Source organism: Bradyrhizobium sp. WBOS07, from assembly GCF_024585165.1.
Classification (GTDB): domain Bacteria; phylum Pseudomonadota; class Alphaproteobacteria; order Rhizobiales; family Xanthobacteraceae; genus Bradyrhizobium; species Bradyrhizobium japonicum_B.
Map to the genome: position 1 here is coordinate 1,447,131 of NZ_CP029008.1, position 25,444 is coordinate 1,472,574.

The following is a 25,444-nucleotide window of genomic DNA, read 5'->3' on the forward strand; positions in this document are numbered from 1 at the left end:
CCGGCCGCGCGGGATAGTGCGCCCGCGCGTCTTGTGCCGGGGAAGAACTCGCTACCCCGCCTCCCGCTCCTCGGTCGGGTAGACGCCGCGCAGCACCTCTTCGAAGTGCATCTTCACCGCGTCGTTGCAGAGGCAGGCGCGAAGCTTCAGGCCGTCGCGGTTGCGAACCAGGATCGATCCGCGCCGCGTGTCGAGAATCCGTTCGGCCTTGAATGATTGAAGCACGCGGCTGGCATAGGAGCGGCCGACGCCGAGCAGCGTCGCGAGCTGCTCGTGGGTCAGCGGCACGCTGCTCTCGTCGCCGGTCCGCTCCATCGCCGCCAGAATCCATTTGGCGGTCCGCTGCTCGATCGAATGGATCGCGTTGCAGGCGGTCGACTGGAAGATCTGCGCCAGCATGCAATCGGCATAGCGGGCAAAGATGTTGCGCAGCGAGGCCGAGCGCAGCTTGGCCGCTTCCAGCTTGGCGACATGAACGCGCGCGAACGGCCCGCCGAATTTCACGCAGATCCGGGTATAGGCCGGCAGGTAGCCCTCGCTGACGATACCGCCCACCGCGCCTTCGCGGCCGACCAGGATGGTTTCGACGTCGCGGCCGTCCTCGTTCGGAACGAGAAAGGTCGCGAGCGACGGTCCGCAGGGGAAGTGGACGACCTGGACGTCATCGCCGGGATTGTAGAGCAGCTCGCTTGCCGCGCAGTCCTCGACGGAGACGTGAGGTGCGAGCAGAGCGTAGTCGGCTTGGCTCAAACGCCGCAGCAGATTGTTGGCCGGCCGGCTCTCGACCTCGATCGTCTTGTTGATGCGCGCGTCCATCGTGAACCCCCTTCTCCTCCGGATCTTAGCGAGTTCCGTCGCGTTCCTGCGTGCACAAGTGAACAGACTGGAGAACGGCGATGTGGTGGGTTTCGTTCCGGGAACCCCCCGATGCGCTACAGGCAGGCATCGTGTCGCGGCAGTCCTGATCCAAAACCCCCCACCTCCAAGATCTGATCATGGCACCCCTAGTTCCCGATGGCACAGGCCGGCCGGCCGACGTCCTGATTGTCGAAGACGACCCCATCATCGCGATCGATTTCGAGGATCGCCTGCTTGGATTTGGCGTCGCCGTTGTGCGGACCGTCGGGTCGGTGGCTCAGGCGCTGGGCGCCATTGTCGAGCGTGCGCCCGACTTCGCGCTGCTCGATGTCGAGCTGATCCGCGAGACCAGCTTTGCGGTCGCCGAACGGCTTCTCGCCCTGAAGATCCCGTTCGTGTTCGTCACCGGCTATGGCGCCGAGGCGCGCATTCCGCCCGAATTCTCCGGTCAGCCACGGTTGCAGAAACCGTGTTCGAGCGATGCGCTGGAGGCGGCGTTGCGCACGCGCGACGCCGATTAGACCCGTTTTGAGGGCTCTAGCCGTCAGCTCTGCTTCGGATCGAGCGTCGTCGACCACAGCGCGACATCGGCGCGGTCGCGCAACGTCACAATCATCTGGCCAGAGGTCCCGTCGATCTTGACGTGACCGAAGAACTGCATGCCCGCCGAGGGCGGCAGGTTCTGGCTGTCCTTGCCCGGCGCCTTGACGAAGCGCACCTCGGGTCCAAAGGTGTTGTCGAGCGCGTTCGGACCGAATGTGCCGGCATGCAGCGGCCCCGACACGAATTCCCAGAATGGCTCGAAATCCTGGAACTGCGCCTTGTTCGGATGGTAATAATGCGCGGCGGCGTAGTGCACGTCGGCGGTCAGCCACACCGTGTTGCTGATCGGCGCCATCTTGATGAAGCGCAGGATGTCGGCGATCTCGAGCTCGCGGCCACGCACCGGACCGTCGCCTTGCGCGACGGCTTCCGAGCCGCCCTTCGAGGTGTCCGATACGATCAGGCCCAGCGGCATGTCGGAGGCGATCACCTTCCAGGTCGCGCGCGAATTGAGCAGGCCGCGCTTGAGCCAGGCGATCTGGTCCGGGCCAAGGAAATAGCTGGCGGGGCCGTAAGCGGTTTCGAGATTGGGGCCGTTCGCGCCGCGATAGCTGCGCTCGTCGAGCATGAACACGTCGAGATGCGGGCCATAGGAAATCTGGCGATAGACCCGGCCGGGCTCATGGATGCTTTCGCGCAGCGGATACATCTCGTGGAAGGCGCGCGCCCCGCGCGCGGCGAGCAGCGCGATGTCGCGCTCCTTGTAGGCCGCCGGCAGCTCTTTCGAGGGCGACCAATTGTTGGTCACTTCGTGATCGTCCCACTGCACGAAGATCGGCACCTCGGCATTGAAGGCGCGCAGATTGTCGTCGGTGAGATTGTATTTGTGCGCGGCGCGGTACTCGTCGAGCGTCTCGGCGACCTTGGCCTTCTCGGGGATGGTGACGTTCTTCCAGATCTTGCCGTCGGCGAGCTTCACCTCGGATGCAATCGGGCCGTCGGCGTAGATTGTGTCGCCGGAATGCAGGAAGAAGTCCGGCCGGTGCTTGCGCATCGTCGCGAAGGTAACCATGCCACCGTCGTCGGGATTGATGCCCCAGCCCTGGCCGGCGACGTCTCCGCCCCAGACGAAGCTGACGTCGCGGCGGTCGGCCGGCGCGGTGCGGAAACGGCCGACGACCGCCTCGCCCTCGACCGCGCTGTGCGCGAGATCGCGGAAGCGGACGCGGTAAAAGATGTCCTGGCCGCCCGGCAGGTTCTCGATCAGCATCTTTGCGGTGAAGTCGCTCTCGGGGAGCGCCGCGATCGGCGGCAGCGCGCGGGCATCCCTGAACGTGTCAGTCGTCGCCACCTCGACCAGCATCTGCGCCGGCCGGTCGGTGCGCGCCCACACCACGCCGCCATCGACCGTGACGTCGCCTGACTGTACGCCGTGAGTGACCCTTGGCCGATCGGCCGCGCGCGACAGGTAAGGCATCGCGATGGTGCCGAGCGCACCCGCGCCGGTGGCGAGGAAGCGGCGACGGGAGAATTTGATGTTCATGGCTGGCTCGCGGATCTCTCGCTGTCATTCCGGAGCGCGCGAAGCGGGAATCCGGAATCTCGAGATTCCGGGTCTGGTGCTTCGGACCATCCCGGAATGACGGCAAACCAATATCGAGGCAATGTGACGCCGCGACTACGCGCGCCGGAGCTCAGGCGTTGCCGGCGGCCCGGAACTGCGTGCCCGCGCGCTGCAGGTTCGGCGGCAGGCTGAACAGCACCGCCTTGCGGTCGGCAACGGCGGAGTGGAACTGATCCAGCGCGATGTTGAAGGCGGTGAGCGCGCCTTCCTCGATCGCGCCGTGATCGTAGCAGCGCAGCGTGTCGCGCAGGATGTCGTCGGCTTCGGCCTGCATCTGGTCGAGCTCTTCGGTCGTCTCGCACTTGCGCGCGGCCGCGATCATGTCGAGCAGGCGCTCGCGCTGATGATTGTTGCTGTCGCGCTCATCCTTTTTCAGGTAGCCCGCGAACCAGGCGCCGACCGAGCCCATGGCCGACAGCGCCATCAGGCTCCACCAGATGTAGTCGCTGTATTTGTCGAGGAAGGTCTTTTCCTCGCCGTCGACGAAGGCGGCCGCACCCGGATGCACCGGGATCACCGCATCCTTGTCGGTATCGGGCGTTTCGATCTTCGCCGCGAGCGGGAATTCGGTCACCAATTGCTGACGCACGGCGAACAGCTGGCGCGTGAACGCCGCGATGGTGGTTTCGGACACGCCTTTGCGCGCCACGACGTGGTGCGAGAAGCCGATGGTCTTGATCTCGTCCTCCGGGCGGGCGGGCGAGCCGCCATAGGTGCCGGCGGGAATCTCGGACGCCTCGTAGATCGGGTGGTTCTGCGCGATGGCATCCGCCGAATCGATGGCGATGAAGCTGGGCGCGCCGAAATCCTTGCTGGAGGCGGCGATCGCATCCGCCGTGATCTTGCTGTTGACGGGGCCCGCGGCGAGATAGACATCGGCCTTCTGGCCCTTGATCGCCTCGGCAACTTCGTTGGCCGGAAATTGCACGATCTCGACCTTGGCTGGATCGACGCCGTATTGCTGCAGGATCACCTTGAGCAGATTGACGTTGGCCTGGGTGCGGCCGACCACGCCGACGCGATGGCCGGCGAGCTGCGAGATCCTGGTGATCTTCGCGCCGCGCTTCTTGCCTTTGCCCGGGACGGACCACAGCACCACGACGTTCTTGCGCAGGGTCGCGACCGCCTGCGCGTTCTTGGGCACATCGACGTCGCCGCGCACGATGGCGAGATCGACCTTGCCTTCCGCGAGCGCATTGGCGCTGGCCGTGGCGCCGTCGGTCTGAATCGGCCGCAGTCGCACCTGGCCCTTGCTCTGGCTGAAGGCCTGCGTCAGCGCCTGCACGACCTTGACGTCGTCGCTGTTGGCGGGGCCGACCGCGATCTTCAGCGTCACCGGACGCATCGCGAAGTAATAGCCGCCGGCGAGCGTGCCGACGATCGCAAGCACGAATGCGAGAGACACCAGGGCCGTCTTCCGCGCCGCAGATCGCGGCGAAGGCGGAGGGGGCGCTTCGGCCAGGTCCAATCCCCCGGTCATCGATCTCCCAAACAGGCGCTTGAGGCTCAGTTTCATCTTGGCCGGCGATTTACGCCCGCAATTGTAGCAAATTTCTTGTCCGGCGGGGTTACATCTCCGTCATGGTTAGCGGATGGCCGAAATCCCCGTATGAACCCGGGCCGTACGCAAGGTGTTAGGGTAAAGTTCCCCTGAAGGACGGAGATGACCATGGCAGAACGGCTCTCGGCGGAGGCGCGCAAGCAGGCGCTCGGCGGACTTCCGGGCTGGACCGAGGTTCAGGGCCGGGATGCCATCGGGAAGACCTTTATCTTCAAGGATTTCAACGAGGCGTTCGGCTTCATGACCCGCGCCGCGCTGGTCGCCGAGAAGATGGATCACCACCCCGAATGGCGCAACGTCTACAAGACGGTGGAGGTGGTGCTGGCGACCCACGACGCCGGCGGCGTCACGGCGCTCGACGTCGCGTTGGCCAAGGCGATGAACGCGATCGCGGGCTGAGACCTTGCCGACGTCTTGCAGGGACAGCCGACATCCCCATCTTGTGATCAGCCAGGATGCGGCGGTCCGCCGCCTTGGGCTGAACGGGGAGTTTGTCGAACATGGCTGCCGAACACAGCGTCGGTTTCGAGCCGGCCGATCGGCTCGCGGAAGATCGCGAAGGCGTGCGCCGCCGCTTCTGGCGCAAGCTGAAGCGTGTCGCCGCGCATCTGCCCTTCGCCGAAGACCTGCTTGCGGCTTATTACTGCGCGTTCGACCGGCAGACGCCGCGCCACGTCCAGGCCTCGCTGCTTGGTGCGATCGCCTATTTCGTCCTGCCGTTCGACTTCGTCGCCGACGTGATGCCGATGCTCGGCTTCGCCGATGACGCCGCCGTGCTCGCCACCGCCATCCGCATGGTCGCCGGCCACATCACGAGCGAGCATCGCGAAGCCGCCCGTGCCGCGCTGAAGCGTGGGGTGGATGAGGCGGGGGAAGTCGCGTAATAGCTTGCGCTACAAGCACACTGTCATGCCCCGGCTTGACCGGGGCATCCAGTACGCTGTGGCCTGTCAATTCAATCGCAACTGTCTGTGGAATACTGGGTCGCCCGGTCAAGCCGGGCGACGACAGTGAGCGTATGGCGAGTGCGTTCCTCGCATCCTCACGGATGCAAGATCACCTTGCCCATGGCCTGGCGTCCCGCCAGCACCTTCAGCGCGTCTGCGGTCTGGGCCAGCGGGAAGGTGCGATCGACATGCGATGAGATCTTGCCTTCCGCCGTCCACTTCACGAGCTTCTCGAGGTTGGCGCGGTTCTTTTCCGGATTCTGCCGCGTCCATGCGCCCCAGAACACGCCGCGGATATCGCAGCCCTTCAAGAGCGCGAGATTCAGCGGCATCTTCGGGATGTCGCCGGCGGCAAAGCCGATGACGAGGAAGCGGCCCTCCCAGGCAATCGAGCGCAGCGCCTGCTCGGCGTAAGCGCCACCAACCGGATCGAAGATGATGTCGACGCCCTTGCCGCCGGTGAGCTTGCGCAGGCCTTCCTTCAGATCCTCCTTGGCGTAGTTCAGCGTCAGCTCGGCGCCATGCGCCTTGGCGAATTCGAGCTTCTCGTCCGACGAGGCGCAGGCGATCACCTTCAATCCCATCAGCTTGCCGAGCTCGCAGGCGGCAAGGCCGGTGCCGCCGGCCGCACCCAGCACGGCGAGCGTCTCGCCCGGCTTCGGGCTGGCGCGATCCTCCAGCGCATGCAGCGCGGTGCCGTAGATGATGATGATGCCGGCCGCGCGGTCGTAGTCGAGATTGTCCGGGATCTTCACGATGGAGGCCGCCGGCAGCGCGATCTTCTCGCGCGCGCCGTTGTGGCCGCAGGAGGCGACGACGCGATCGCCGACTTTCAGATCGGTGACGCCAGGACCAATGCTCTCGATCACGCCCGCGACCTCCGCGGCCGGCGAGAACGGGAACGGCGGCTTGATCTGATACTTGCCCTGAATCATCAGGATGTCGAAGAAGTTCAGCGCCGCGGCCTTGACCGCGATCACCGCTTCGCCGGGGCCCGCCACCGGATCCGGCACCTCGGCGAGCACGAGATCGTCGGGCTGGCAATATTGCGAGCAGAGGATGGCTTTCATGGCGGCACCTGGGGGCGTTTCGAGTGGAATTATAGTTGGGCCGTTTCTGCCGGATTTAGACACGGGCGACAATCCGGATTCTTTGTCTGAGGCCACGCCTCGGCCTATCCTCATGATTGCGAGCAAAGCGAAGCAATCCAGGCAATTTCCGCGGCACGGACTCTGGATTGCTCGCTGCGTTCGCAATGACGGCGTATGTGGACACAGCGAGGATTCAAACGATGTTTGAAACAGGCCTGCTCAGGGACAAGCGCATCCTCGTCACCGGCGGCGGCTCGGGTCTTGGCGCCGCGATGGGACACCGATTTCTGACGCTCGGCGCCGAGCTCGTCATTTGCGGCCGCAAGCTCGACCGGCTGGAAGCGACGGCCGCGGAGATGCGCGCGCAGAGCGGTGGCAAGGTAACGACGATCGCCTGCGATATCCGCGACGGTGTCGCGGTCGACGCCATGATGGACCGGATCTGGCGCGAGGCGCCGCTCGATATCCTCGTCAACAACGCTGCCGCCACGTTCATCGCACAGAGCGAGCATCTCTCGTTCCGGGCAGCCGATGCGATCCTGGCGCCGACGCTGCATGGCGCGATGTACTGCACGCTCGCGGCCGGCAGGCGCTGGATCGAGGGCAGGCATCGCGGCGTCGTGCTCTCGATTCTCTCGACCTCGACCATCACCGGCCGCGCCTTCACCGTGCCGTCGGCGATGGCGAAGTCGGCGCTGCTGGCGATGACCAGGAGCCTTGCGGTGGAATGGGGGCCGAAAGGCATCCGCACCGTCGCCATTGCGCCGGGTCCGTTCCCGACCGCGGGTGCCTCGGGGCAGCTTCGCCCCGAAGGCCGAGACGAAGGCTGGACCGCGCGCAATCCGCTGGGCCGGACCGGAGAGCATGGCGAGCTTTCCGATCTCGCCAGTTTCCTGGTCTCGGATCGTGCCGCCTACATCAACGGCGAGATGGTCGTCATCGACGGTGGCGCGCATTTGCGCAGTTCCGGCGCCGAGGATTTGCTTCTCTGGACCGAGGCGCAATGGGCCGCCCAGCGCGCCGCGCGATCCAAAAGCTGATACTGCTAACTGCCTTCCCAAACTGGGCTTTCCCGGCTATCCCTGCCACAGGGACAAAGCGCGGCCGGGCCATCTTCCAGTCACAATATTGAGGGAACCACTCCAGCATGTGGCGGGTGCTGATTTTAGCTTTGATGACTGGCGTGGCGGCCGGGGGAATCGCTGTCTCTGCGCGGGCGCAGACGGCGCAACCGACGCCGAAATCCGCGCCAAACCCAAGAGAAGCACCGAAACCGGCGGCGCCGGCAGCCCCGACGAATGGGAAGTCGACGGCAAAGCCGGAGAGCAAACCGGCGGCCCCGCCCGCTTCGGTTGCAGGGGGCGCGGAGCCGACCCTGATCGGTCAGTTCGGCACCTGGGGGGCCTATTCGGCGACGCCCAACGGCAAGAAGGTGTGCTTCGCGCTGGCCAAGCCGTCGTCGTCGAAGACCAATCCGCCCAATCGGCCGCGCGATCCCGCCTATGCCTTCGTCTCGACCCGGCCGGCCGAGAAGGTGAACAACGAGGTCTCGGTGATGATCGGCTACGCGCTGAAGCCGGGCTCGGAATCGACGGTGGAGGTCGGCGGCGCTGCTTACGCGATGTACACGCAGGGCGACGGCCTCTGGATCAAGAATGCGGCCGAGGAGGAGCGGATGGTCGAGGCCATGCGCAAATCCGCCGAGCTCGTGGTCAAGGGTGTCTCGGCCAAGGGCACCGAGACGACCGACACGTTTTCGCTGAAGGGGCTCGCCCAGGCACTCGACAAGATCGCGCAGGATTGCAAGCGGTAAGAGCGCAGGCGTTAAGGCTGCGGGCGAGAAGGTCGCAATCGGACGGTCCGGTTGCTATATAGAGCCGGTTCCACAATTTCAGTCGTCATGGCCGGGCTTGTCCCGGGCATCCACGTGCTAACTCAGGCGACAAGAACGTGGATGCCCGGGACAAGCCCGGGCATGACGAGACAGCAACTACTTTGGGCAACCGATGCAACCGACGACCGAGCCGCGCAACGCAATCCCAGTGGAGAAGACGCCACTCGAAACCTATGTGCCGCCGGCAAAGCCGTCGCTGATCGGCCTGTCGCGCACCGAGCTTGCCGATCGGCTCGGCGAGATCGGGGTCGCGCCGGCGCAGCGCAAGATGCGGGTGCAGCAGCTGTGGCACTGGCTCTATTTCCGCGGCGCCCAGAGCTTCGACGACATGACCTCGATCTCGAAGGGCATCCGCGCCGAGCTCGCCCAGCATTTCACGGTCGACCGTCCCGAGGTCGTGGCCGAGCAGATCTCCAACGACGGCACCCGCAAATGGCTGCTGCGGTTGCCGAGCGGCGACAACATCCAGAAGGCGCATGAAGTCGAGTGCGTCTACATCCCCGAAACCGATCGCGGCACGCTTTGCATCTCCTCGCAGGTCGGCTGCACGTTGAATTGCTCGTTCTGCCACACCGGCACGCAGCGCCTGGTGCGAAATCTCACCGCCGGCGAGATCGTCGGACAGGTCATGGTCGCGCGCGACCGCCTCAACGATTGGGCCGATCGCGAGGACGGCACGCGCCGCGTCACCAACATCGTGATGATGGGCATGGGCGAGCCGCTCTACAATTTCGACGCGGTGCGCGATGCGCTTCTGATCGTCGGCGACAATGAAGGCATCGGCATCTCGCGCCGCCGCATCACGCTGTCGACCTCGGGCGTGGTGCCCAACATCGTGCGCGCCGGCGAGGAGATCGGCGTCATGCTCGCGATCTCGCTGCATGCGGTGCGCGACGAGCTGCGCAACGAGCTGGTGCCGCTCAACCGCAAATACCCGATCAAGGAGCTCTTGCAGGCCTGCCGCGACTATCCCGGTGCCTCCAACGCCCGCCGCATCACCTTCGAATATGTGATGCTCAAGGGCGTCAACGATTCGCTCGACGACGCGAAATTGCTGGTGAAGCTGCTCAAGGGCATTCCCGCCAAGATCAACCTGATCCCGTTCAACCCATGGCCCGGTACCGCCTATGAATGCTCGGACTGGGACCAGATCGAAAAGTTCTCCGAATACATCTTCAACGCCGGCTATTCCTCGCCGGTACGCACCCCGCGCGGCCGCGACATCCTTGCCGCCTGCGGCCAGCTCAAGTCGGAGACCGAAAAGCTCAGCGCACGCGAACGCCAGGCGCTCCGCGCCATGGCGATGACGGACTAGCGGATGCGTGCCCGCGCTCTCGCATCCCCGTCATTGCGAGCGAAGCGAAGCAATCCAGAGCTTTTCCGCCGCGGCAGTCTGGATTGCTTCGTCGCTACGCTCCTCGCAATGACGGTGAGGGTGGCGCAATGTCCCTGATCGGCCGCCTCATCGTCATCTTCATCGGCTTTCTCGCCGCCTGCTTCGTCGGCGGCATGATCGTCGTCGTCGCGCTGCTGTTTCCGGAATTCGCCGATCTCGGCGCCGGTCCCGTCGACCAGGGCACGATCGACATCCTGCTCGGCTTCGGCTTCGTCTTCGTCTCGGGCTTTGCGCTGGTGCCGGCGGCGGTGATCGTCGCCATCACCGAGGCGCTCTACATCCGCAGCGCGCTTGCCTACGCCGTCGGCGGGGGCCTCGTCGGGCTCGCCTGCTATCTCGGCCTCGTCCCGTTCCACCCCGACACGTTCCAATTCGAGGGCATCGTGCGGCGGCACCTGGAGATCATGACCGGTGCGGGCATCGTCGCCGGCATGGTCTACTGGCTGATCGCCGGCCGCAACGCCGGTGCCTGGCGCGAGCCGCCGCCCACCCGCATGCCGCCACCACCGCTACCATCGCAATCGCGGCCGGATGCGCGGTGAGTTCTTACCCTCCCCTGGAGGGGGAGGGTCGATTGCGCATAGCGCGAGCGGGGTGGGGTGACAGACTATCCGCGATAGCGGTGCGCGTGGCTTCACCCCACCTCGGCTCGCATTGCGCTCCGCTACATGCGAACCGATCCTCCCCCTCCAGGGGAGGATGGGCACTTTCTCCGGGGTTTTCATCTCCTCCCCACTCCGCTAAACCGCGCGCCATGAACCGTACCGGACTCTTCATCGGCCTCGCGCTGTGGCTCGTGATCGGCGTCGTTTTCGGGCTCTATCCCGAGCTCGATCTCAAGCTCGCGTCGCTGTTCTTCGATCCCGCGACCAAGACGTTTCCGCTCAAGCTGAACGGCTGGGCCAGCTTCGCGCGTGACGCTGCGATGTGGGTCGCGTGGGCCTTCGTGCTGCCGTCCATCGTGGCGCTCGTGGTCAAGATGATCCGGCCGGACCGGCCGCTGATGGTGCGGGGGCGCACGATCATCTTCCTGCTGGTGACGATGACGATGTCCGCCGGCATTCTCACCAACCTCACCTTCAAGACATATTGGGGCCGGCCGCGCCCGGTGGTGGTGACGGAGTTCGCCGGCGACCAGCAATTCGTGCCGTGGTGGGATCCGCGCGGCGGCTGCGCCCGCAATTGCTCGTTCTTCTCGGGCGAAGGCGCGACCGCGTTCTGGACGCTGGCGCCGGCCGCGCTGGCGCCGCCGGCGTGGCGGCCGCTCGCCTATGCCGCCGCCGTAACGTTCGGCGCCTTGACGAGCGGGCTGCGCATGGCCTTCGGTGGCCACTTCTTCACCGACGTGGCCATCGCCGGCCTCGTCACCTTCGTCGTGATCTGGTTCGCCTACGCGCTGATTTACCGCTGGCCGCGGACGCGGTTTTCCGACGAAGCGGTCGATGCCGCCCTGACCCGGCTCAACATGCCGGCCTACCGGCTCCGCCAGCGCCTGTTCGGCCGCAAGACCGGCCCCGAGCCGTCGGCTTGAGCCATTAAATGCGTGCCGATCCCTGCGAAATTTGATATTCGCGCGGTCAAGTTCGAACCCTCCATCAGCCCCTTGAGATCCGATTGGAAGCCCCATGACCACGATCCTGAAAAGCCTGCCCAAGGGTGAGAAAGTCGGCATCGCTTTTTCGGGTGGCCTCGACACCTCCGCGGCGCTGCTCTGGATGAAGCAGAAGGGCGCGCGCTGCTACGCCTACACCGCCAATCTCGGCCAGCCTGATGAGGCCGATTACAACGAGATCCCGCGCAAGGCGATGGAGTTCGGCGCCGAGAAGGCGCGCCTGGTCGACTGCCGCACGCAGCTGGTGCACGAAGGCATCGCCGCGATCCAGTCCGGCGCCTTCCACATCTCGACCGGCGGCATCACCTATTTCAACACCACGCCGCTGGGGCGCGCGGTGACCGGCACGATGCTGGTTGCGGCGATGAAGGAGGACGGCGTCAACATCTGGGGCGACGGCTCGACCTTCAAGGGCAACGACATCGAGCGCTTCTACCGCTACGGCCTGCTCACCAATCCCGGCCTGAAGATCTACAAGCCCTGGCTCGACCAGCAGTTCATTGACGAGCTCGGCGGCCGCGCCGAGATGTCGGCCTTCATGACCGCGCAGGGCTTCGCCTACAAGATGAGCGCCGAGAAGGCGTATTCCACCGACAGCAACCTGCTCGGCGCCACCCACGAGGCCAAGGATCTCGAAAGCCTCGACAGCGGCATCAAGATCGTCAACCCGATCATGGGCGTGCCGTTCTGGCGCGACGATTGCGCCGTGAAGGCCGAGAAGGTCGTGGTGCGTTTCGAGGAAGGCCAGCCCACGGCGCTGAACGGCCAGACCTTCGCCGATCCCGTCGCGCTGTTCCTGGAAGCCAACGCCATCGGCGGCCGGCACGGCCTCGGCATGAGCGACCAGATCGAGAACCGCATCATCGAAGCGAAGAGCCGGGGCATCTACGAGGCGCCGGGCATGGCGCTGCTGCACATCGCCTATGAGCGCCTCGTCACCGGCATCCACAACGAGGACACCATCGAGCAATACCGTATCAGCGGCATGCGTCTGGGCCGCCTGCTCTATCAGGGCCGCTGGTTCGACTCCCAGGCATTGATGCTGCGCGAGACCGCGCAGCGCTGGGTCGCGCGCGCGGTCACCGGCGAGGTCACGCTCGAATTGCGCCGCGGCAACGACTATTCGATCCTCAACACCGAAAGCCCGAACCTCACCTATGCGCCTGAAAGGCTCAGCATGGAGAAGGTCGAGGACGCCGCGTTCACGCCCGCCGACCGCATCGGCCAGCTCACCATGCGCAACCTCGACATCGCCGACACCCGCACCAAGCTCGGCCTCTATTCGAAGACCGGCCTGCTCTCCGGCAGCGAAGGCTCGCAGATCTTCCGGCTCGAGAGCGACAAGGGTTGAGGTTCTCACTGTCGTAGGTAGGCAAAGTCGTAGGGTGGGCAAAGGCGCCCCAGCGCCGTGCCCACCATCTCTCTCGGTCGCAAAAATACGTGGGCACGCTCCGCTTTGCTCACCCTACGATTGCTCGTAGCTCGGATGGAGCCAACGAGCTTAATGAGGGTGTCATTCTCGATCGTTACGCTTCCTATCGAATCGGGATTGCGGAGCATTGCGCATGGTCAGGATATCGGTACTCGCTTCTCTCATTGTGCTCTGTTGGACATCGTCACTGTCGGCACAGACGGTCTATCCGATCGATCGCGCCGAGGTTCTGGCCGGAGCGCGATTCGACTTCAAGGTCGAATTCCCCGGACTGGTTGATCCGGCCAAGTTGAAGATCACTGTGAACGGCACGGACTATGCGACCGCGTTCGGCCGCGCCGGGACCTTCATCGACCGCGAGAATGGCAAGGATCAGTCGGCCCTGGTCCTGCGCGATGTCACGCTGCCCAAGCCGGGCAGCGTGACCGTTGAGGTGAACGACGGCACGCGCCAGCGCAGCATCACATGGACGGTCTACGATACCGGTCTGCGCAAGGCCAAGAACGTCATCCTGTTCATCGGCGATGGCATGTCGCCGGCGCATCGTGTTGCCGCGCGAATCCTGTCCAAGGGAATTTCGGAGGGCAAGAGCCGCGGCAAGCTCGCCATCGACGACATGCCCCATATGGCGCTGGTGGCGACCGCAGGCTCGGATTCGATCATCACCGATTCCGCGAACTCGGCCAGCGCCTATGCGACCGGGCACAAGAGCGCCGTCAACGCCATGGGCGTCTATGCGGATCGCAGCGCAAGCCCGTTCGACGATCCCCGGGTCGAAACCATCACCAGCCTCGCCAAACGGCGGCTCGGCATGGCGATCGGCGTCGTCACCAACACCGAGGTCGAAGACGCGACGCCGGCGGCAATGGTCGCGCATACACGCCGGCGCGCCGCCTATGACGAGATCGTGGAGCAGTTTTTCGCGGCGAAACCGGATGTGCTGATGGGCGGGGGTAGTGCGAACTTCATGCCGAAGTCGGCCGCAGGCTCGAAACGCAAGGACGAGACCGACTACATCGCCAAGTTCCGCGATGCAGATTATCAGGTGGCGACCACCGCGGGTGAGCTCGGTGCTCTCTCGGCAAAACCGGAGACCGGCAAGCTGCTCGGCCTGTTCGCCACGGGAAACATGGACGGTGCGCTGGACCGCAAATTCCTGAAGGGCGGCGGCGTCAAGAAATTCCCCGAGCAGCCCGACCTGACCGAGCAGGTGCAGGCCGCGCTCAAGCTGCTATCGCGCAACGAGGCCGGTTTCTTCCTGATGGTCGAATCCGGCATGATCGACAAATACGCGCATCTGCTCGACATGGAGCGGGCCGTCTACGACACGATCATGCTCGACAACGCGGTACGCCAGACGCGCGAATGGGCGCAGGCGCGCGGCGACGACACTCTTATCCTGGTGCTCGCTGACCACAATCACCCCAACAGTCTCGTCGGCACGGTGAATGACGACATGGGCACGACGCCCAACGTAGCGCTGCGCGAGCGCGTCGGCGTCTACGATCAAGCCGGATTTCCCAACTATCCGGCTCCTGATGCGGAAGGTTATCCGGCGCGCGTCGACGTGAGCCGGCGGCTCGCCATCTTCTCGGCCAGCCTGCCGGATCACTACGAGACGTTCCGCCCGAAGCTCGACGATCCCAATGAGCCGACCGTCAAGGCCGGCGGTGACGGGACCTTCAAGGCCAACGACAAATATAGGGACGTCCCAGGCGCCGTGCTCCGGCCCGGCAATCTGTCGGCGATGATCGGCGCCAGCGTGCACTCGGGCGAGGACGTTATCCTGACAGCGACCGGTCCAGGCAGTGAGCGCGTGCACGGCTCGATGGACAACACCGAGGTCTTTCGTGTCATGGTCGACGCGCTGGGCTTGGCTGCGGGGCAATGATGCATCGGTTCACGGAGCAGGCGGCGGCGTGAAGATCAGCTTCACAAAGCTGCGGAACAGCAGAATCTGCCGCTCCAGCCGCTTCGGGTCGTTGAGAGTCTTCGACATGATGATCGCACCATCCACCACGCACGAGATCATCTCCGCGAGATCGTCGAGATCGACCGGCTCGCGGGGCGGATAAGCGGCGGCGATGCCGTCGAGGATCGCGCGGAAGTGCGCATTCCAGCCCCGGACCGATTGCGCGGTCAGGTCGCGGACCTCGCGGTCGAACAAGCGCTCCTGATAGCAGATGCTGGCGATCAGGCAGCCGGGATGGCCGTTCGGCAGGTCGGCCATCACTTCGGCAAGCAGTTTCAGCGAAATCAGGAACGATTGCAGCGGGTCGTCCGAGAGCTCGCGCCCGCGCCTGAAGATCTCGTCGAACAAGCGATCGTTCGTCTCCACGTAGCGGCGCAGCATCTCCCGTGCGAGGGCGTTCTTGTCTCTGAAATGATAGAAGAAGCCGCTCTTGGTCAGTCCAGCCTCGGCGATGACCTCGTCGATCGAAGTCGCGCCGAAGCCCTTTGCGAGCACTGCCGCTTCCGCGATCTCGAGAATGCGCTCGCGCGTCGCTTCTCCTTTTCCCATCGATCTCTCCAAAACCGTACCGGCGGTGCAGAATTTGCCGCCGACGGCCGACGGCCACTCCGAATGGACTAGGCAAGTCTTTGATTTGTCTCTGCTTGCGGGTGGCGGTTCAGCCGCACCACGGGGCTTCTAGAGCGACGCGACATTATGCGGCACCAAATGCCTAGACCAAAGACGGGCATGGCGCGACCGAATGAAGAGAGCGGGCCGGTCCAAATGATGGAGCGATCAATGACCAGATATAGACATGGTCTGCCGCAACATGGCGGCGGCATTTTCCTGACCGACGGCGGCATGGAAACCTCCCTGATCTTTCACGAGGGGCTGGAACTGCCCCATTTCGCGGCCTTCGTGCTGCTCGACAGCGCGGATGGCCGCGGGCATTTGAAGCGCTACTACGAATCTTATCTGCGCATCGCCCGGCAGCATGGGCTCGGCTTCGTGCTCGACACTCCGACCTGGCGCGCCAACCCGGATTGGGGTGCCAAGCTCGGTTATGATGCGGCCGCGCTCGATGCCATCAACAAGCGCGCCATCCGCTTCCTCGACGAATTGCGCGGCGCCTGGGAATCCCCCGGCACGCCCTGCGTCATCAACGGTGCAATCGGTCCGCGCGGCGACGGCTACAAGGCCGGCAACATGGACGCGGCGGAGGCGGAAGCCTACCACTCAGGCCAGATCGCGGCCTTCGCCGAGGCAGGCGCCTACATGGTGACCGCGTTCACGCTGAACAGCATCAACGAAACGATTGGCGTGGTGCGCGCAGCCAAGACGCAGGAGATTCCGGTCGCGATCTCCTTCACGGTCGAGACCGATGGCCGCCTCGTCAGGGGAGAGTCATTGCGCGAGGCGATCGAAGCGGTCGACGAGGCAACCGAACGTGCCTGCGAATACTTCCTGATCAATTGTGCGCACCCGAGCCATTTCGAGAGTGCGCTCGCGAGCGGCGAAGCGTGGGTCCAGCGCATCCACGGCATCAGGGCCAATGCGTCGGCCAAGAGCCATGCCGAGCTCGACGAGTCGGAGACGCTCGACAGCGGCGACCCCGTCGATCTCGGCCGCCGCTACCTCTCGCTCAGGCGCGCGTTTCCCGGCATGCGCATTCTCGGCGGCTGTTGCGGCACTGACCACCGGCATGTTGCCGCCGTCTGCGAGGCCTGCCTGCCGTCAGAAGCGATGACGGCGTGATGTGCAAGACGTAATATGAAAGACGTGATGTGAGAGAAACGGCCGGGATCGCTCCCGGCCATTTTGCATTTTTGTGTACCGTTACCGCGGCGGCGCGGTGCCGGGCGGGGGCGGCGGCAGCGAGGCTTGGCCGCCGTTGAGCAGCGGCGTGATGTTGCGGATCGTGACGCGACGGTTGATCGCGCTCGGCCCCTGCGTCTGCTCCTTCAGGTACTGCTCGCCGTAGCCCTGCGACGTCAGGTTCTCGGCGGGCACACCGAACTGCTGCGTCAGCAGTTCGGCCGCGGCTTGCGCACGACGGTCAGACAGCGACAGATTGTCGACCTCGTTGCCGACCGCGTCGGTGTGTCCCTCGATCAGGAAGACCTCGCGCGGATTGCGCTGGATCGCCTGGTTGAGGCCGTCGGCGATCACCTGCAGCCGGGCCGCCTGGTCCGGCGGGATGGTCCACGATCCCGTCTCGAAGATGATCGTGTTGACGTCGATGCTCGGCATCTGCATGCGAACATTCGGACTGTAGCGGATCTCGTCGAGCGAATAACGCCGATCGATCCGCTGCACCGGCGGCGCCACCATGGTCTGGTAGATGACATCAGGTGACGCTTCCTGGGCGTCGACGATGTAGCGATCGTAGGGGATGTTCACGACCGGCGGAGGCACGTCGACATAGAAGCCGCCGACCGCCCGCGGATCGCGGTAGGTGTTGTCGATGATGATGAGCTCGCGCCCGCGGGGATCCCTGCGGATGCGCCGCATCAGCCGGCCGTCGGCACCGACGATGGTGATGATCTCGCTGCCGTCAGGACGAATCACGACCGTGCGGGTTTCCCCGCCGACCGTGTCGGTGCGGATGTCGCGAGCGCCATAGCGGAAGCGATAGAGATCGTTGCCGCGGACATAGGCCTGGCCGCCCGGATCGCGGATGATGATGCGGTCCGGCTCGGTGTAGACGGTGCGGCCGCCTTCGATGGTCTCGCGTCGCTGGTTGTGGAGGTCGGCGATGGTGGCGCCGATGACGGCGCCGGCCACCACGCCTGCACCGATCGCGAGCGGCGTCAGGTCACGCTGCGGCGGACGCGGCGGCGGCGGCAAGGGCGCGGCGACCGTCGGCGCGGCTCGGAAAGCCGGCGCAACCGTCGGCGGTCTGTACTGCGCCCTGTCGGGCGGCGGGGCAGCGGCCGGCGTGCCGGGGACGACCGTCGGTGCCGCGGCGCCGGCGGGAGGTGCAGGCGGTCGCGGCAGGGTGCCAGCTTGCGGTGCTGCGGGCGGAGTTCCGGCAGCCGGCGCACCAGCAGGAGGCGTTGCGCCTTGTTGGCCGGGGGTCGGCGTCGCAGTCGGTGCCGGGGTCGCGCCGGGCGCGGGTGTCGGTGCTGCACCCGGGCGCCCGGGCGGGGGCGTCGGCGTAGCACCTGGAGAAGGCGTCGCTGTCGGCGCGGGCGTGGCACCGGGAGCCGGTGATCCTGCCGGAGGAGGCGCGCCGGGACGACCGGGCGGCGGCGTGCCGGGGCGGCCGGCCGGTGCCGCACCAGGCGTGCTGCCCGGAGCCGGCGTCGCGGTCGGCGCCGGTGTTGTGGTCGGCGCGGGTGTTGTCGTCGGAGCAGGAGTGGCAGCCGGCGCCGGCGCTCCCGGTCGTGCGCCCGGCGCTGCCGGCGCAGGAGAAGGTGTCGCCGTCGGTGCCGGCGCAGGACGGCTCTGAGGAGCTGCTGCGGGAGGCGGAGCCGGGGGAGTCGGAGCGGGGCGCGCGCCGGACGGTGCCGGAGGCGGCGGCGTGGGTGCTGCAGCCGCCGCCACAGTCTGATGCGCGTTAGCTCCCCGCAAAGCCTTCGATTGAAGGCGAACGGCAGGCGAAGCGGGAAGCGGCATGTTCAGGAATTGGCGGATCGGCTCGGTCAACGGCGCGCTGCTGGCGGTCCCTTCGGCGGCTGCTTCGGTTTTCCGTCAGGGCCCGTGTCTTGCGGCTGGGCCTGCGCGAGCACGAGCGGCGGCGCACTTTGCGCCTGCGATGCAGAGCTTGCGAATTGCATCGCGGTCAGAGCCGTCGTCGCAAGCAGCACGAAACGAAGATTGGTCATGGTGGCGAACTTCCCCGGAAGGTTCTTTGACGAAGTGTGTTCGATGAACGGCTACGCGTTAGGCCGGATTGTGGCGGGCGAAGCGGTCGCGGCCCGATTTATTTCTGCACGAAAATCGACTCATTATGATGACGTTCATTGCGCATTCAGACGCAGGTTGCAATCGCCACACATGCGATGCCGCCTCATGCGCGATCCTGCGGCGAACTTGCATCCGTCGCAGGATTGGGCGTGAGCGGGCCGTTCGGCCCGCGCGATGGAATCTCTTCAGGCATGCGGCCGGGCAATTCGTCGGGCCGCGGGGATTCGCCGGGCTCGCGCACCGGCGGCGCGATTTCGGGCTCCGGATTGCCGGGCGGAATTCCCGGCGGCGGCTCGGTTGGCGTGCCCGGTGTCGAGGGTGGAATCTCGGGCGGCTCGATCGGCATCACATCGTGACCTTGCGGTTCTCTCCGATGTCGGGCCGCGTGTTCGTCACCGCCGCCGCAGCCATCTTCACGTAAGAGATCACAGTGCCTGGCGAATCCCAGAACTCGGCGTCGTCGGGCGTCACCTTGAGCACGCGGATGTTGGGGTCCTCGGCACTGTCCCACCATGCTTTCGCCGGCGTCGAGAACAGCTCCTTGATCTTCGCACGATCGTTGGAGACGACGGCCGTACCGGTCAGCGAGACATATTTCTGACTGCCGGCATCCGCGAACGACAGGTTGATCGAGGGATTGCGTGCGATCTCCTCGTCCTTGTGGCGACGTGCGTCGGTGAGGAAGAAAATCGTGTTCGCCTCGCGGTCGAGATGAGCGCTCATCGGTCGCGCGCGCAGCTTGTCGCCGTCGCGCGTCACCAGCATCGCAAACCCGATCTTCTTCATCAGATCCCAGGCGCGATCGATGTCGCGGTCATTGTCGTTGGCCATGTCGTGCTCCTTGTTGCAAGCAACGATAACGGCCCGCGAGATACGAGGTTCCGGCAGGAACCTGGCTATTCCGGCGCGTGGCAGACCGCCTCGATATTGTGGCCGTCAGGGTCGAGCACGAAGGCGCCATAATAGCTCGGGTGGTAATGCGGGCGGATGCCGGGTGGGCCATTGTCGCGTCCGCCGGCCGCGATCGCCGCCTTGTAGAACGCGTCGACCGTGGCGCGGTCGTCAGCACGAATGGCGATATGCACGGGCTTGTTCATGGCGCCTTCCGCGCCGAACCAGAAGTCGGGCTTGCCGTCGGCGCCGAAGCCCGCGGCCGCAGCGTGCCCGGTCTGCTCGGCCGTCACTTCCATGATCAGGCCGTAGCCGAGCGGCGCCAGCGCCTTGGTGTAGAACGCCTTCGCGCGTTCGTAATCGGAGACGGAAAAACCCAAATGGTCGATCATCGCTAGCTCCGTTGTTCGTTTCTCGTCAGCGTGACAGGAACGTATTGCTTCGTGTCTTGCGCACGATCGCAAAGCCGCGCGCGACCATGTCGGCGATACAATCCTGCTGCCATTCGTCTTGCGACAGGTGCTCGATCACCACCGCTCGCGGCCACAGCGACGGCGGCGCGTCGCGGAAGAAGCCGATCAGCACGCGGTCTTCAAAGCCCTCGACGTCGATCTTGAGCGAATCGATCTGGGTGACGCCGGCCTCGTCGAGGATGCGCGTCAGCCGCAGCGACGGCACCTTGATCGCGTCGGCGCCGGCGGTGCCGGTGACGACATGGGTGGCGCCGAGATTGCCGCCGCCGCTCTCGATCATCAACTCGCCGTCGCTGTCGCCGGCCGCGGCCTGCACCAGGCGCACCTGCGCAGCCTTCGATGCGGCTTGGTTGAAGGAGAGCCGTCCAAACGTCAGCGGATGCGGCTCGATCGCGATCACCTTGCCCGTGCTGCCGACCTGTCGCGCCATCACCAGGGCAAATGTGCCGACATTGGCGCCGACGTCGACGAAGGTGCCGCCCGAAGGGGTGTGCTGGCGCAGGAAATCGAGCTCGTCGAGATTGTAATCGGGATTGAACAATGCGCCGCGCTCGGTCGCGCTGCCCTGATGATAGAGCCGGAACGAGGCGCCCTGATATTGCACATCGACGGGGCCGCTGCGCAGCAGGTTGACCAGCCGCGACATCCACGGGCGGAATGCGCCGCGCTTCAGCCCCGATTGCGTCGCGAGGCGGATAATCGCGGCCTGCGCCGCGTTCGGCGCAAACGCGCCGAACGGCGCGGACGAAGGAATGTTGTCGGTCGTCAAGCAGCAGATCCTCATTGCAGGCGGCGCATGCATAGCCGGTTTTGAGGAGGACTCCAACGCTCGATGCAAGCCACAACCGCGGTGCCGTCCCGAGGCGCACAGCGCGCTACAAACTCGGTGTCGTCCCCGCGAAGGCGGGGACCCATAACCACAGGGCGGAGTTTGACGCGAGATGCCACTCCGAGTCTTCGCCAGATTTCTCGCTATGGGTATGGCTCCCGGATCCGCGTGCTTATAGCGCGCTTGTCCCGGATGACGGAGAAATTGTGCTACGCCGCCTTCTTCGGCGCTTTCCGCTGCCGCAGGAATCGGCCGAGCAGCCGGCGCTTGCCCTTGCGCGGGATCAGGGCAATGTCGCTGACGAGCTTGGCGCCGCCCTTGCGCCGCTCCAGCACGATCTTGCGGCTGTGGAAGGCTTCCAGCTCGGCGCGATGCGCGACGCTGACGATGGTCGCCTTCGGCAGCTCGTCGGTGACCATCTTCATCATCTTGTCCTGGCTCTTTTCGTCGAGCGCCGAGGTCGCCTCGTCGAGCACGACGATGTCGGGGTTGTGCAGCAGGAGCCGCGCGAAGGCGAGGCGCTGCTTCTCGCCGCCCGACAGCGTTTGGTCCCAAGGACCTTCCTCCTCGATCTTCTCCTTGAGATGATCGAGCCCGACCTTGTGCAGGGCGTCGCCGATCTCGTCCACGGTCCAGTGGTCGGCGGCGCCGGGATAGGCGACCGCGCGGCGCAGCGATCCCGAGGGCACGTAAGGCCGCTGCGGCAGCATGAACAGCCGCCGGTCGGGATGAAAATTCACGCTGCCGCCGCCCCAGGGCCAGAGGCCGGCGATGGCACGCACCAGCGTGCTCTTGCCGGTGCCGGATTCGCCGGCCACCAGCAGCCGCTCGCCGGGCTCGATCACCACTTCGGTCTCGCCAACCACCGCAGTGCCGTCATCGAGCGTGACCGAGAGATCCTTCATCTCGAGCATGGCGTCGTTGCGCGTCTCGCCGCGCTTGATGCGGCCGAGACCATCGCCCTGCTCGGCGCGCTCGAGGCCGTCGAGCGACATCATAAGCGAGGCGATGCGGCGCGCGCAGGCGTTCCAGTCGGCGAGGCGCGGATAATTGTCGACCAGCCAGCCGAACGCGCTCTGCACGATGGTGAAGGCGGAGGCCGCCTGCATCACCTGCCCCAGTGTCATGCTGCCGTCGAGGAATTTCGGCGCGCAGAGCAGGAGAGGGACCACGGGCGCAACGAGGCTCGAGCCCTGCGACACCAGCGTGGTGCGCATATGCTGGCCCGCGAGCCGCGCCCATTGCCGGATCACGCTGGTGAAGTTGCGGTCGATGCCGTCGCGCTCCTCCTCCTCGCCGCCGAGCAGCGCGATGCTCTCCCCATTCTCGCGCACGCGCGTTAGCGTGTAGCGGAAATCGGCTTCGGCCTGGTTCTTGTCCTCGGACACCTGCACGAAGCGGCGGCCGATCACCAGGATGGAGCTCGAGGCGATTGCGGCATAGAGCATCGCGGCGATCACGAGGAAGCCCGGAATGGTGATGCTCGTGCCGCCGAGCGTGACGGTGAGCGCGCCGCCGATGGTCCAGAGCACGACGATGAAGGTCGCCGCCGACAGCAGCGCCGAGGTGACGCCGGCGAGGAAATCGACCGGGGAGTCGGTGGCGATGCGCAGATCTTCCGCGATCCGGTATTCGGGGTTTTGGTGATCGCCGCTGACCAGGTTGAGCTGGTAATAGCGTCCGTTGGCGAGCCACCGCGTCAGCACACTCGCCGTCAGCCAGGCCCGCCAGCGCCGCTGGATGCCCATCCGCGCGAACACCTGCGCGACGCCGAGCACGATGCTGCCGATCGCGAGCGGAAAGAACACCGCGGTGAGATGGAAGACGGATCCCGCATCGCGCTTCTCGATCGCATCGAAGATCGCGCGGTTCCAGACATTGATGCCGTACTGGAAGCCGACGGTGAGAACGATCAAGAGGCCGAGGCCGATCGAGAACGGCCAAGCGAGGCGATCGCCGCTGCGTCCCCAGAAGCCGCGCGCACTGATCCAGAACCGCGTCAGCAGATAATCCTTGCGGGCCTGCTCGGCCTCCTCGGGGGAGAGCTCCGGATCGGGCTCAAGCAGCTCCGGCGGCGGCGGTTCGACCTCGTCGCCGTTCTCGCCCTTGATCCCGACGATCGGCGGCTTGTGCTGTTCGCGCTTGGCGGCCGGCTTGTTCATGCGCGGACAACGCGAGACAAATCAATCGGTTCCCTCGGGTTCCCCAGGGGCGATCTATTCGGCGGCGCCGTCCCGCACGCGCCGGATTCGGGCCGCGCGATGCAGAACGCGCGACAATTCCTCGATCGAATAGGGCTTTTGCACCAGATCGAAGCCGGCCGCGCCCTCTTGCGACAGAGCCTGGCTGTAGCCCGTGGTCAGCACGACCGGCACGTCGATGCCGCGGTCGCAGATGGCCTGCGCCAGATCGAGCCCGGTCATCCCCGGCATCACCACGTCCGAGAACACGACGTCGAAGCGGTCCGCATCAAGGACGAGCTCCGCGAGCGCATCGGTTGCATTGTCGACCAGCGTGATGCTGTAGCCGAGCTCGGTGAGGCCATCGGCGGCGAAATTGGCCAGCTCGATATTGTCCTCGACCACCAGCACCGACATGCCGCTGCCAGCCACCGCCGGCGCCGTGTTGGGCGCCTGCCGCTGCGGCAGCAGCTCGGGTGGCACGCGCGGCAGATAGAGCGAGAAGGTGCTGCCGTGTCCCACCTCGCTCGTGACCGTCACCTCGCCGCCGGATTGCCGGGCGAAGCCGAACACCTGGGACAGGCCAAGGCCGGTGCCGTGACCGACCTGCTTGGTGGTGAAGAACGGCTCGAAGATGCGCCCCAATCGGGCGGCGGGAATGCCGATGCCGGTGTCGCTGACGGTCACGCTGACGAAGCCATGGTTGGCCGAGCTCTGGCCGCCCAAGTTCTGGCCGGTCAGCGTGTCCGGAATGGCGGTCGTGGGCTCGACCTTGAAGGTGATCCTGCCCTTGCCCTGCATGGCGTCGCGCGCGTTGGTTGCCATGTTGATCAGCGCCGTCTCGAACTGGCCGGCATCGGCACGGACGAGGCAGGGCTCGGTGGGCAGGCGCATGGCGACCTCGATGGCCGGTCCCAGCAGGGGCGCCAGCATGTCGCGCAGCGACTGCATCCGTTCGCCGACGTCGAACACCTCCGGCTTCAGGGTCTGACGCCGCGCAAAGGCGAGCAGCTGCGAGGTCAGCTTGGCCGCGCGGGCCACCGCATCCGCAATGGCCGTGATGTAGCGCTGGCGGCGCTCCTCCGTCAGCTGCGGCCGGTTCAGCAAGTCGACGGAGGCGCGGATCACCGTCAGCAGATTGTTGAAATCGTGCGCGACGCCGCCGGTGAGCTGTCCAAGCGCCTCCAGGCGCTGGCTGTGCTTGAGCGCCTCCTCGGCCTCGCGCCGCTTGGCGGCTTCGGCCTGAATCTGCTGGGTGCGCCGCAACGCCAGCGCCAGCAGCAGAAACAGCAGCGCGGTAGCGGGAAGGCCGAACACCAGATGCTGGCCGATCGTGGCCAGCCAGCGCGCGCGGATCGCCGAGGTCTCGAGCCCGGCGCTGACATAGATCGGGTATTCCGCGACGCGCCGGTAGCCGATCCGACGCTCGATCCCGTCGGACGGCCAGGCGATGGTGATGAGGCCGTGCTCGGGGCGCGCCGCGATCTCCCGGCCGACCGGTCCGCTCGGATCGAGCCTGAGGTCGCGGTCGAGCCGCGGGACATGCGTGAGCATCGCGCCATCGGTGCGGCCCATCGCGAAGAAGCTGCCGGGATCCGATCCGATGCGGGCGTAGAAGCTCTCGAAATATTCGGGGAGGACCGAGGCCTGGATCACCCCGATGAAACGGCCGTCGTCGGAATCGCGCCGGCGGCTCACCCCGAAGAAGCGCGCGCCTTGATAGGGCGGACGCGGCGTCAGCGCCGCGCCGATGAACGTGCCGATGGCCTGGTCGACATGGGCGTAGAAATAGTCGCGGTCGGCGAAGCTCAGCTCCGGCGGCGGCGAGACGAGGCTGTTGACCAGCGCCTTTCCGTCCGCGTCGAAGATCCAGGCCGATTTCAGCTGCGGCAGCGCGTCGGTCAGCCGCTTCAGGCGGCGGTGCAGCGCCGGCTCGCGCGCGCGGATGGTGTCGTCGGACAGGCCGCGGACCACCTCGTTGAGCTCGGCCAGGCTGCGGTCGATGGTCTCGAACACCTTGAGCGCGTGCTCGTGCGCGACGTCGAGCGTGCGCTCGATCTCCCGGTCGGCGATGGCCCTGGTCGAGCTGTAGGAGATGCTGGCCGCGATCACGAACAGCGCAACCGGCAGCGCCAGGGATGCCGCCATCATCCACTGCAACAGCCTCAGCGAGTTGCGTTGCGCCCTCTGCACAGTCGCTCCGTCCCTGACGGAAGCTTAACTGAATCTCGCGCGAGGAAGGAAGCAGCT

22 protein-coding genes and 1 pseudogene are annotated in these 25,444 nt (G+C 65.8%); 11 read left to right on the plus strand and 12 right to left on the minus strand.

Features of this window, described 5'->3' with window-relative positions; genetic code table 11:
• Positions 1-51: 51 nt before the first annotated feature.
• The gene (locus tag DCM79_RS06825; protein WP_257179212.1) at positions 52-816 is read right to left on the minus strand and encodes a Crp/Fnr family transcriptional regulator; all 765 of its coding nucleotides are present in this window, start codon (positions 814-816) and stop codon (positions 52-54) included.
• A 179-nt stretch (positions 817-995) separates the two neighbouring features.
• On the opposite strand from DCM79_RS06825, the gene DCM79_RS06830 reads away from it, so the two are divergent.
• Positions 996-1,379, plus strand: coding sequence for a response regulator (locus DCM79_RS06830; RefSeq protein WP_257179213.1), 384 nt, complete (start codon positions 996-998; stop codon positions 1,377-1,379).
• A gap of 23 nt (positions 1,380-1,402) precedes the next feature.
• Here DCM79_RS06830 and DCM79_RS06835 read toward each other — a convergent pair whose 3' ends face one another.
• Positions 1,403-2,944: an alkaline phosphatase gene (locus DCM79_RS06835; protein WP_257179214.1), complete on the minus strand. Its 1,542-nt coding sequence runs from the start codon at positions 2,942-2,944 to the stop codon at positions 1,403-1,405.
• Between the two features lie 151 nt (positions 2,945-3,095).
• The gene (locus tag DCM79_RS06840; protein WP_257179215.1) at positions 3,096-4,541 is read right to left on the minus strand and encodes a TAXI family TRAP transporter solute-binding subunit; all 1,446 of its coding nucleotides are present in this window, start codon (positions 4,539-4,541) and stop codon (positions 3,096-3,098) included.
• Between the two features lie 153 nt (positions 4,542-4,694).
• Between DCM79_RS06840 and DCM79_RS06845 the strand changes: the two genes are divergently transcribed.
• Positions 4,695-4,985, plus strand: coding sequence for a 4a-hydroxytetrahydrobiopterin dehydratase (locus DCM79_RS06845; RefSeq protein ID WP_257179216.1), 291 nt, complete (start codon positions 4,695-4,697; stop codon positions 4,983-4,985).
• A 101-nt stretch (positions 4,986-5,086) separates the two neighbouring features.
• On the plus strand, positions 5,087-5,470 hold the full coding sequence (locus DCM79_RS06850) for a YkvA family protein (RefSeq protein ID WP_257179217.1): 384 nt from the start codon (positions 5,087-5,089) through the stop codon (positions 5,468-5,470).
• A 158-nt stretch (positions 5,471-5,628) separates the two neighbouring features.
• Here the strand turns inward: DCM79_RS06850 and DCM79_RS06855 are convergent, their stop codons facing one another.
• Positions 5,629-6,603 carry an NADPH:quinone oxidoreductase family protein gene (locus DCM79_RS06855; RefSeq protein ID WP_257179218.1) on the minus strand — a complete coding sequence of 325 codons (975 nt, stop codon included), beginning with the start codon at positions 6,601-6,603 and terminating at the stop codon, positions 5,629-5,631.
• A gap of 221 nt (positions 6,604-6,824) precedes the next feature.
• Here DCM79_RS06855 and DCM79_RS06860 point away from each other — a divergent pair, with 221 nt between their 5' ends.
• The 7 genes from DCM79_RS06860 to DCM79_RS06890 all read left to right on the plus strand — a co-directional run bounded on the left by DCM79_RS06860 (position 6,825) and on the right by DCM79_RS06890 (position 14,849).
• On the plus strand, positions 6,825-7,664 hold the full coding sequence (locus tag DCM79_RS06860) for an SDR family oxidoreductase (protein ID WP_257179219.1): 840 nt from the start codon (positions 6,825-6,827) through the stop codon (positions 7,662-7,664).
• Positions 7,665-7,771: 107 nt separating this feature from the next.
• Positions 7,772-8,437 (plus strand): invasion associated locus B family protein, encoded by a 666-nt coding sequence (locus tag DCM79_RS06865; RefSeq protein ID WP_257179220.1) that lies wholly within the window; start codon positions 7,772-7,774, stop codon positions 8,435-8,437.
• A 193-nt stretch (positions 8,438-8,630) separates the two neighbouring features.
• Complete coding sequence (rlmN, locus tag DCM79_RS06870; protein WP_257179221.1) at positions 8,631-9,833, plus strand: 23S rRNA (adenine(2503)-C(2))-methyltransferase RlmN; 1,203 nt, start codon at positions 8,631-8,633, stop codon at positions 9,831-9,833.
• A gap of 128 nt (positions 9,834-9,961) precedes the next feature.
• Positions 9,962-10,456, plus strand: coding sequence for a hypothetical protein (locus DCM79_RS06875; protein ID WP_257179222.1), 495 nt, complete (start codon positions 9,962-9,964; stop codon positions 10,454-10,456).
• A gap of 212 nt (positions 10,457-10,668) precedes the next feature.
• The gene (locus DCM79_RS06880; RefSeq protein ID WP_257179223.1) at positions 10,669-11,445 is read left to right on the plus strand and encodes a phosphatase PAP2 family protein; all 777 of its coding nucleotides are present in this window, start codon (positions 10,669-10,671) and stop codon (positions 11,443-11,445) included.
• Between the two features lie 94 nt (positions 11,446-11,539).
• Positions 11,540-12,877 carry an argininosuccinate synthase gene (gene argG / locus DCM79_RS06885; RefSeq protein WP_257179224.1) on the plus strand — a complete coding sequence of 446 codons (1,338 nt, stop codon included), beginning with the start codon at positions 11,540-11,542 and terminating at the stop codon, positions 12,875-12,877.
• A gap of 214 nt (positions 12,878-13,091) precedes the next feature.
• Positions 13,092-14,849, plus strand: a complete 1,758-nt coding sequence (locus tag DCM79_RS06890) for an alkaline phosphatase (protein ID WP_257179225.1) — start codon at positions 13,092-13,094, stop codon at positions 14,847-14,849.
• 9 nt (positions 14,850-14,858) lie between these two features.
• On the opposite strand, the gene DCM79_RS06895 is transcribed toward DCM79_RS06890, so the two are convergent.
• Positions 14,859-15,479, minus strand: coding sequence for a TetR/AcrR family transcriptional regulator (locus DCM79_RS06895; RefSeq protein ID WP_257179226.1), 621 nt, complete (start codon positions 15,477-15,479; stop codon positions 14,859-14,861).
• A gap of 231 nt (positions 15,480-15,710) precedes the next feature.
• Between DCM79_RS06895 and DCM79_RS06900 the strand changes: the two genes are divergently transcribed.
• Complete coding sequence (locus DCM79_RS06900; protein WP_257179227.1) at positions 15,711-16,667, plus strand: homocysteine S-methyltransferase family protein; 957 nt, start codon at positions 15,711-15,713, stop codon at positions 16,665-16,667.
• Between the two features lie 81 nt (positions 16,668-16,748).
• On the opposite strand, the pseudogene DCM79_RS31825 reads toward DCM79_RS06900, so the two are convergent.
• From DCM79_RS31825 to DCM79_RS06935, 7 genes and pseudogenes are all read right to left on the minus strand, one after another.
• Positions 16,749-18,739: pseudogene (locus tag DCM79_RS31825) on the minus strand (OmpA family protein).
• 185 nt (positions 18,740-18,924) lie between these two features.
• Positions 18,925-19,167 carry a hypothetical protein gene (locus DCM79_RS06910; protein WP_028133340.1) on the minus strand — a complete coding sequence of 81 codons (243 nt, stop codon included), beginning with the start codon at positions 19,165-19,167 and terminating at the stop codon, positions 18,925-18,927.
• A complete protein-coding gene (locus DCM79_RS06915; RefSeq protein ID WP_257179228.1) occupies positions 19,167-19,652 on the minus strand; it encodes a pyridoxamine 5'-phosphate oxidase family protein in 486 nt (161 codons plus the stop codon). The genes DCM79_RS06910 and DCM79_RS06915 overlap by 1 nt, the downstream gene beginning before the upstream one ends.
• 65 nt (positions 19,653-19,717) lie before the next feature.
• Positions 19,718-20,104 carry a VOC family protein gene (locus DCM79_RS06920; RefSeq protein ID WP_257179229.1) on the minus strand — a complete coding sequence of 129 codons (387 nt, stop codon included), beginning with the start codon at positions 20,102-20,104 and terminating at the stop codon, positions 19,718-19,720.
• Between the two features lie 25 nt (positions 20,105-20,129).
• On the minus strand, positions 20,130-20,954 hold the full coding sequence (locus DCM79_RS06925; RefSeq protein ID WP_257179230.1) for an FkbM family methyltransferase: 825 nt from the start codon (positions 20,952-20,954) through the stop codon (positions 20,130-20,132).
• Between the two features lie 269 nt (positions 20,955-21,223).
• A complete protein-coding gene (locus DCM79_RS06930) occupies positions 21,224-23,176 on the minus strand; it encodes an ABC transporter ATP-binding protein/permease (RefSeq protein WP_257179231.1) in 1,953 nt (650 codons plus the stop codon).
• A 54-nt stretch (positions 23,177-23,230) separates the two neighbouring features.
• Positions 23,231-25,387 (minus strand): hybrid sensor histidine kinase/response regulator, encoded by a 2,157-nt coding sequence (locus DCM79_RS06935; RefSeq protein ID WP_257179232.1) that lies wholly within the window; start codon positions 25,385-25,387, stop codon positions 23,231-23,233.
• Between the last annotated feature and the right edge of the window lie 57 nt (positions 25,388-25,444).

Coding starts and splice junctions, on each gene's coding strand:
- DCM79_RS06825 (WP_257179212.1), bottom strand. CDS start 816: ATGGACGCGCGCATCAACAAGACGATCGAGGTCGAGAGCCGGCCGGCC.
- DCM79_RS06830 (WP_257179213.1), top strand. CDS start 996: ATGGCACCCCTAGTTCCCGATGGCACAGGCCGGCCGGCCGACGTCCTG.
- DCM79_RS06835 (WP_257179214.1), bottom strand. CDS start 2,944: ATGAACATCAAATTCTCCCGTCGCCGCTTCCTCGCCACCGGCGCGGGT.
- DCM79_RS06840 (WP_257179215.1), bottom strand. CDS start 4,541: ATGAAACTGAGCCTCAAGCGCCTGTTTGGGAGATCGATGACCGGGGGA.
- DCM79_RS06845 (WP_257179216.1), top strand. CDS start 4,695: ATGGCAGAACGGCTCTCGGCGGAGGCGCGCAAGCAGGCGCTCGGCGGA.
- DCM79_RS06850 (WP_257179217.1), top strand. CDS start 5,087: ATGGCTGCCGAACACAGCGTCGGTTTCGAGCCGGCCGATCGGCTCGCG.
- DCM79_RS06855 (WP_257179218.1), bottom strand. CDS start 6,603: ATGAAAGCCATCCTCTGCTCGCAATATTGCCAGCCCGACGATCTCGTG.
- DCM79_RS06860 (WP_257179219.1), top strand. CDS start 6,825: ATGTTTGAAACAGGCCTGCTCAGGGACAAGCGCATCCTCGTCACCGGC.
- DCM79_RS06865 (WP_257179220.1), top strand. CDS start 7,772: ATGTGGCGGGTGCTGATTTTAGCTTTGATGACTGGCGTGGCGGCCGGG.
- rlmN (WP_257179221.1), top strand. CDS start 8,631: ATGCAACCGACGACCGAGCCGCGCAACGCAATCCCAGTGGAGAAGACG.
- DCM79_RS06875 (WP_257179222.1), top strand. CDS start 9,962: ATGTCCCTGATCGGCCGCCTCATCGTCATCTTCATCGGCTTTCTCGCC.
- DCM79_RS06880 (WP_257179223.1), top strand. CDS start 10,669: ATGAACCGTACCGGACTCTTCATCGGCCTCGCGCTGTGGCTCGTGATC.
- argG (WP_257179224.1), top strand. CDS start 11,540: ATGACCACGATCCTGAAAAGCCTGCCCAAGGGTGAGAAAGTCGGCATC.
- DCM79_RS06890 (WP_257179225.1), top strand. CDS start 13,092: ATGGTCAGGATATCGGTACTCGCTTCTCTCATTGTGCTCTGTTGGACA.
- DCM79_RS06895 (WP_257179226.1), bottom strand. CDS start 15,479: ATGGGAAAAGGAGAAGCGACGCGCGAGCGCATTCTCGAGATCGCGGAA.
- DCM79_RS06900 (WP_257179227.1), top strand. CDS start 15,711: ATGACCAGATATAGACATGGTCTGCCGCAACATGGCGGCGGCATTTTC.
- DCM79_RS06910 (WP_028133340.1), bottom strand. CDS start 19,167: ATGCCGATCGAGCCGCCCGAGATTCCACCCTCGACACCGGGCACGCCA.
- DCM79_RS06915 (WP_257179228.1), bottom strand. CDS start 19,652: ATGGCCAACGACAATGACCGCGACATCGATCGCGCCTGGGATCTGATG.
- DCM79_RS06920 (WP_257179229.1), bottom strand. CDS start 20,104: ATGATCGACCATTTGGGTTTTTCCGTCTCCGATTACGAACGCGCGAAG.
- DCM79_RS06930 (WP_257179231.1), bottom strand. CDS start 23,176: ATGAACAAGCCGGCCGCCAAGCGCGAACAGCACAAGCCGCCGATCGTC.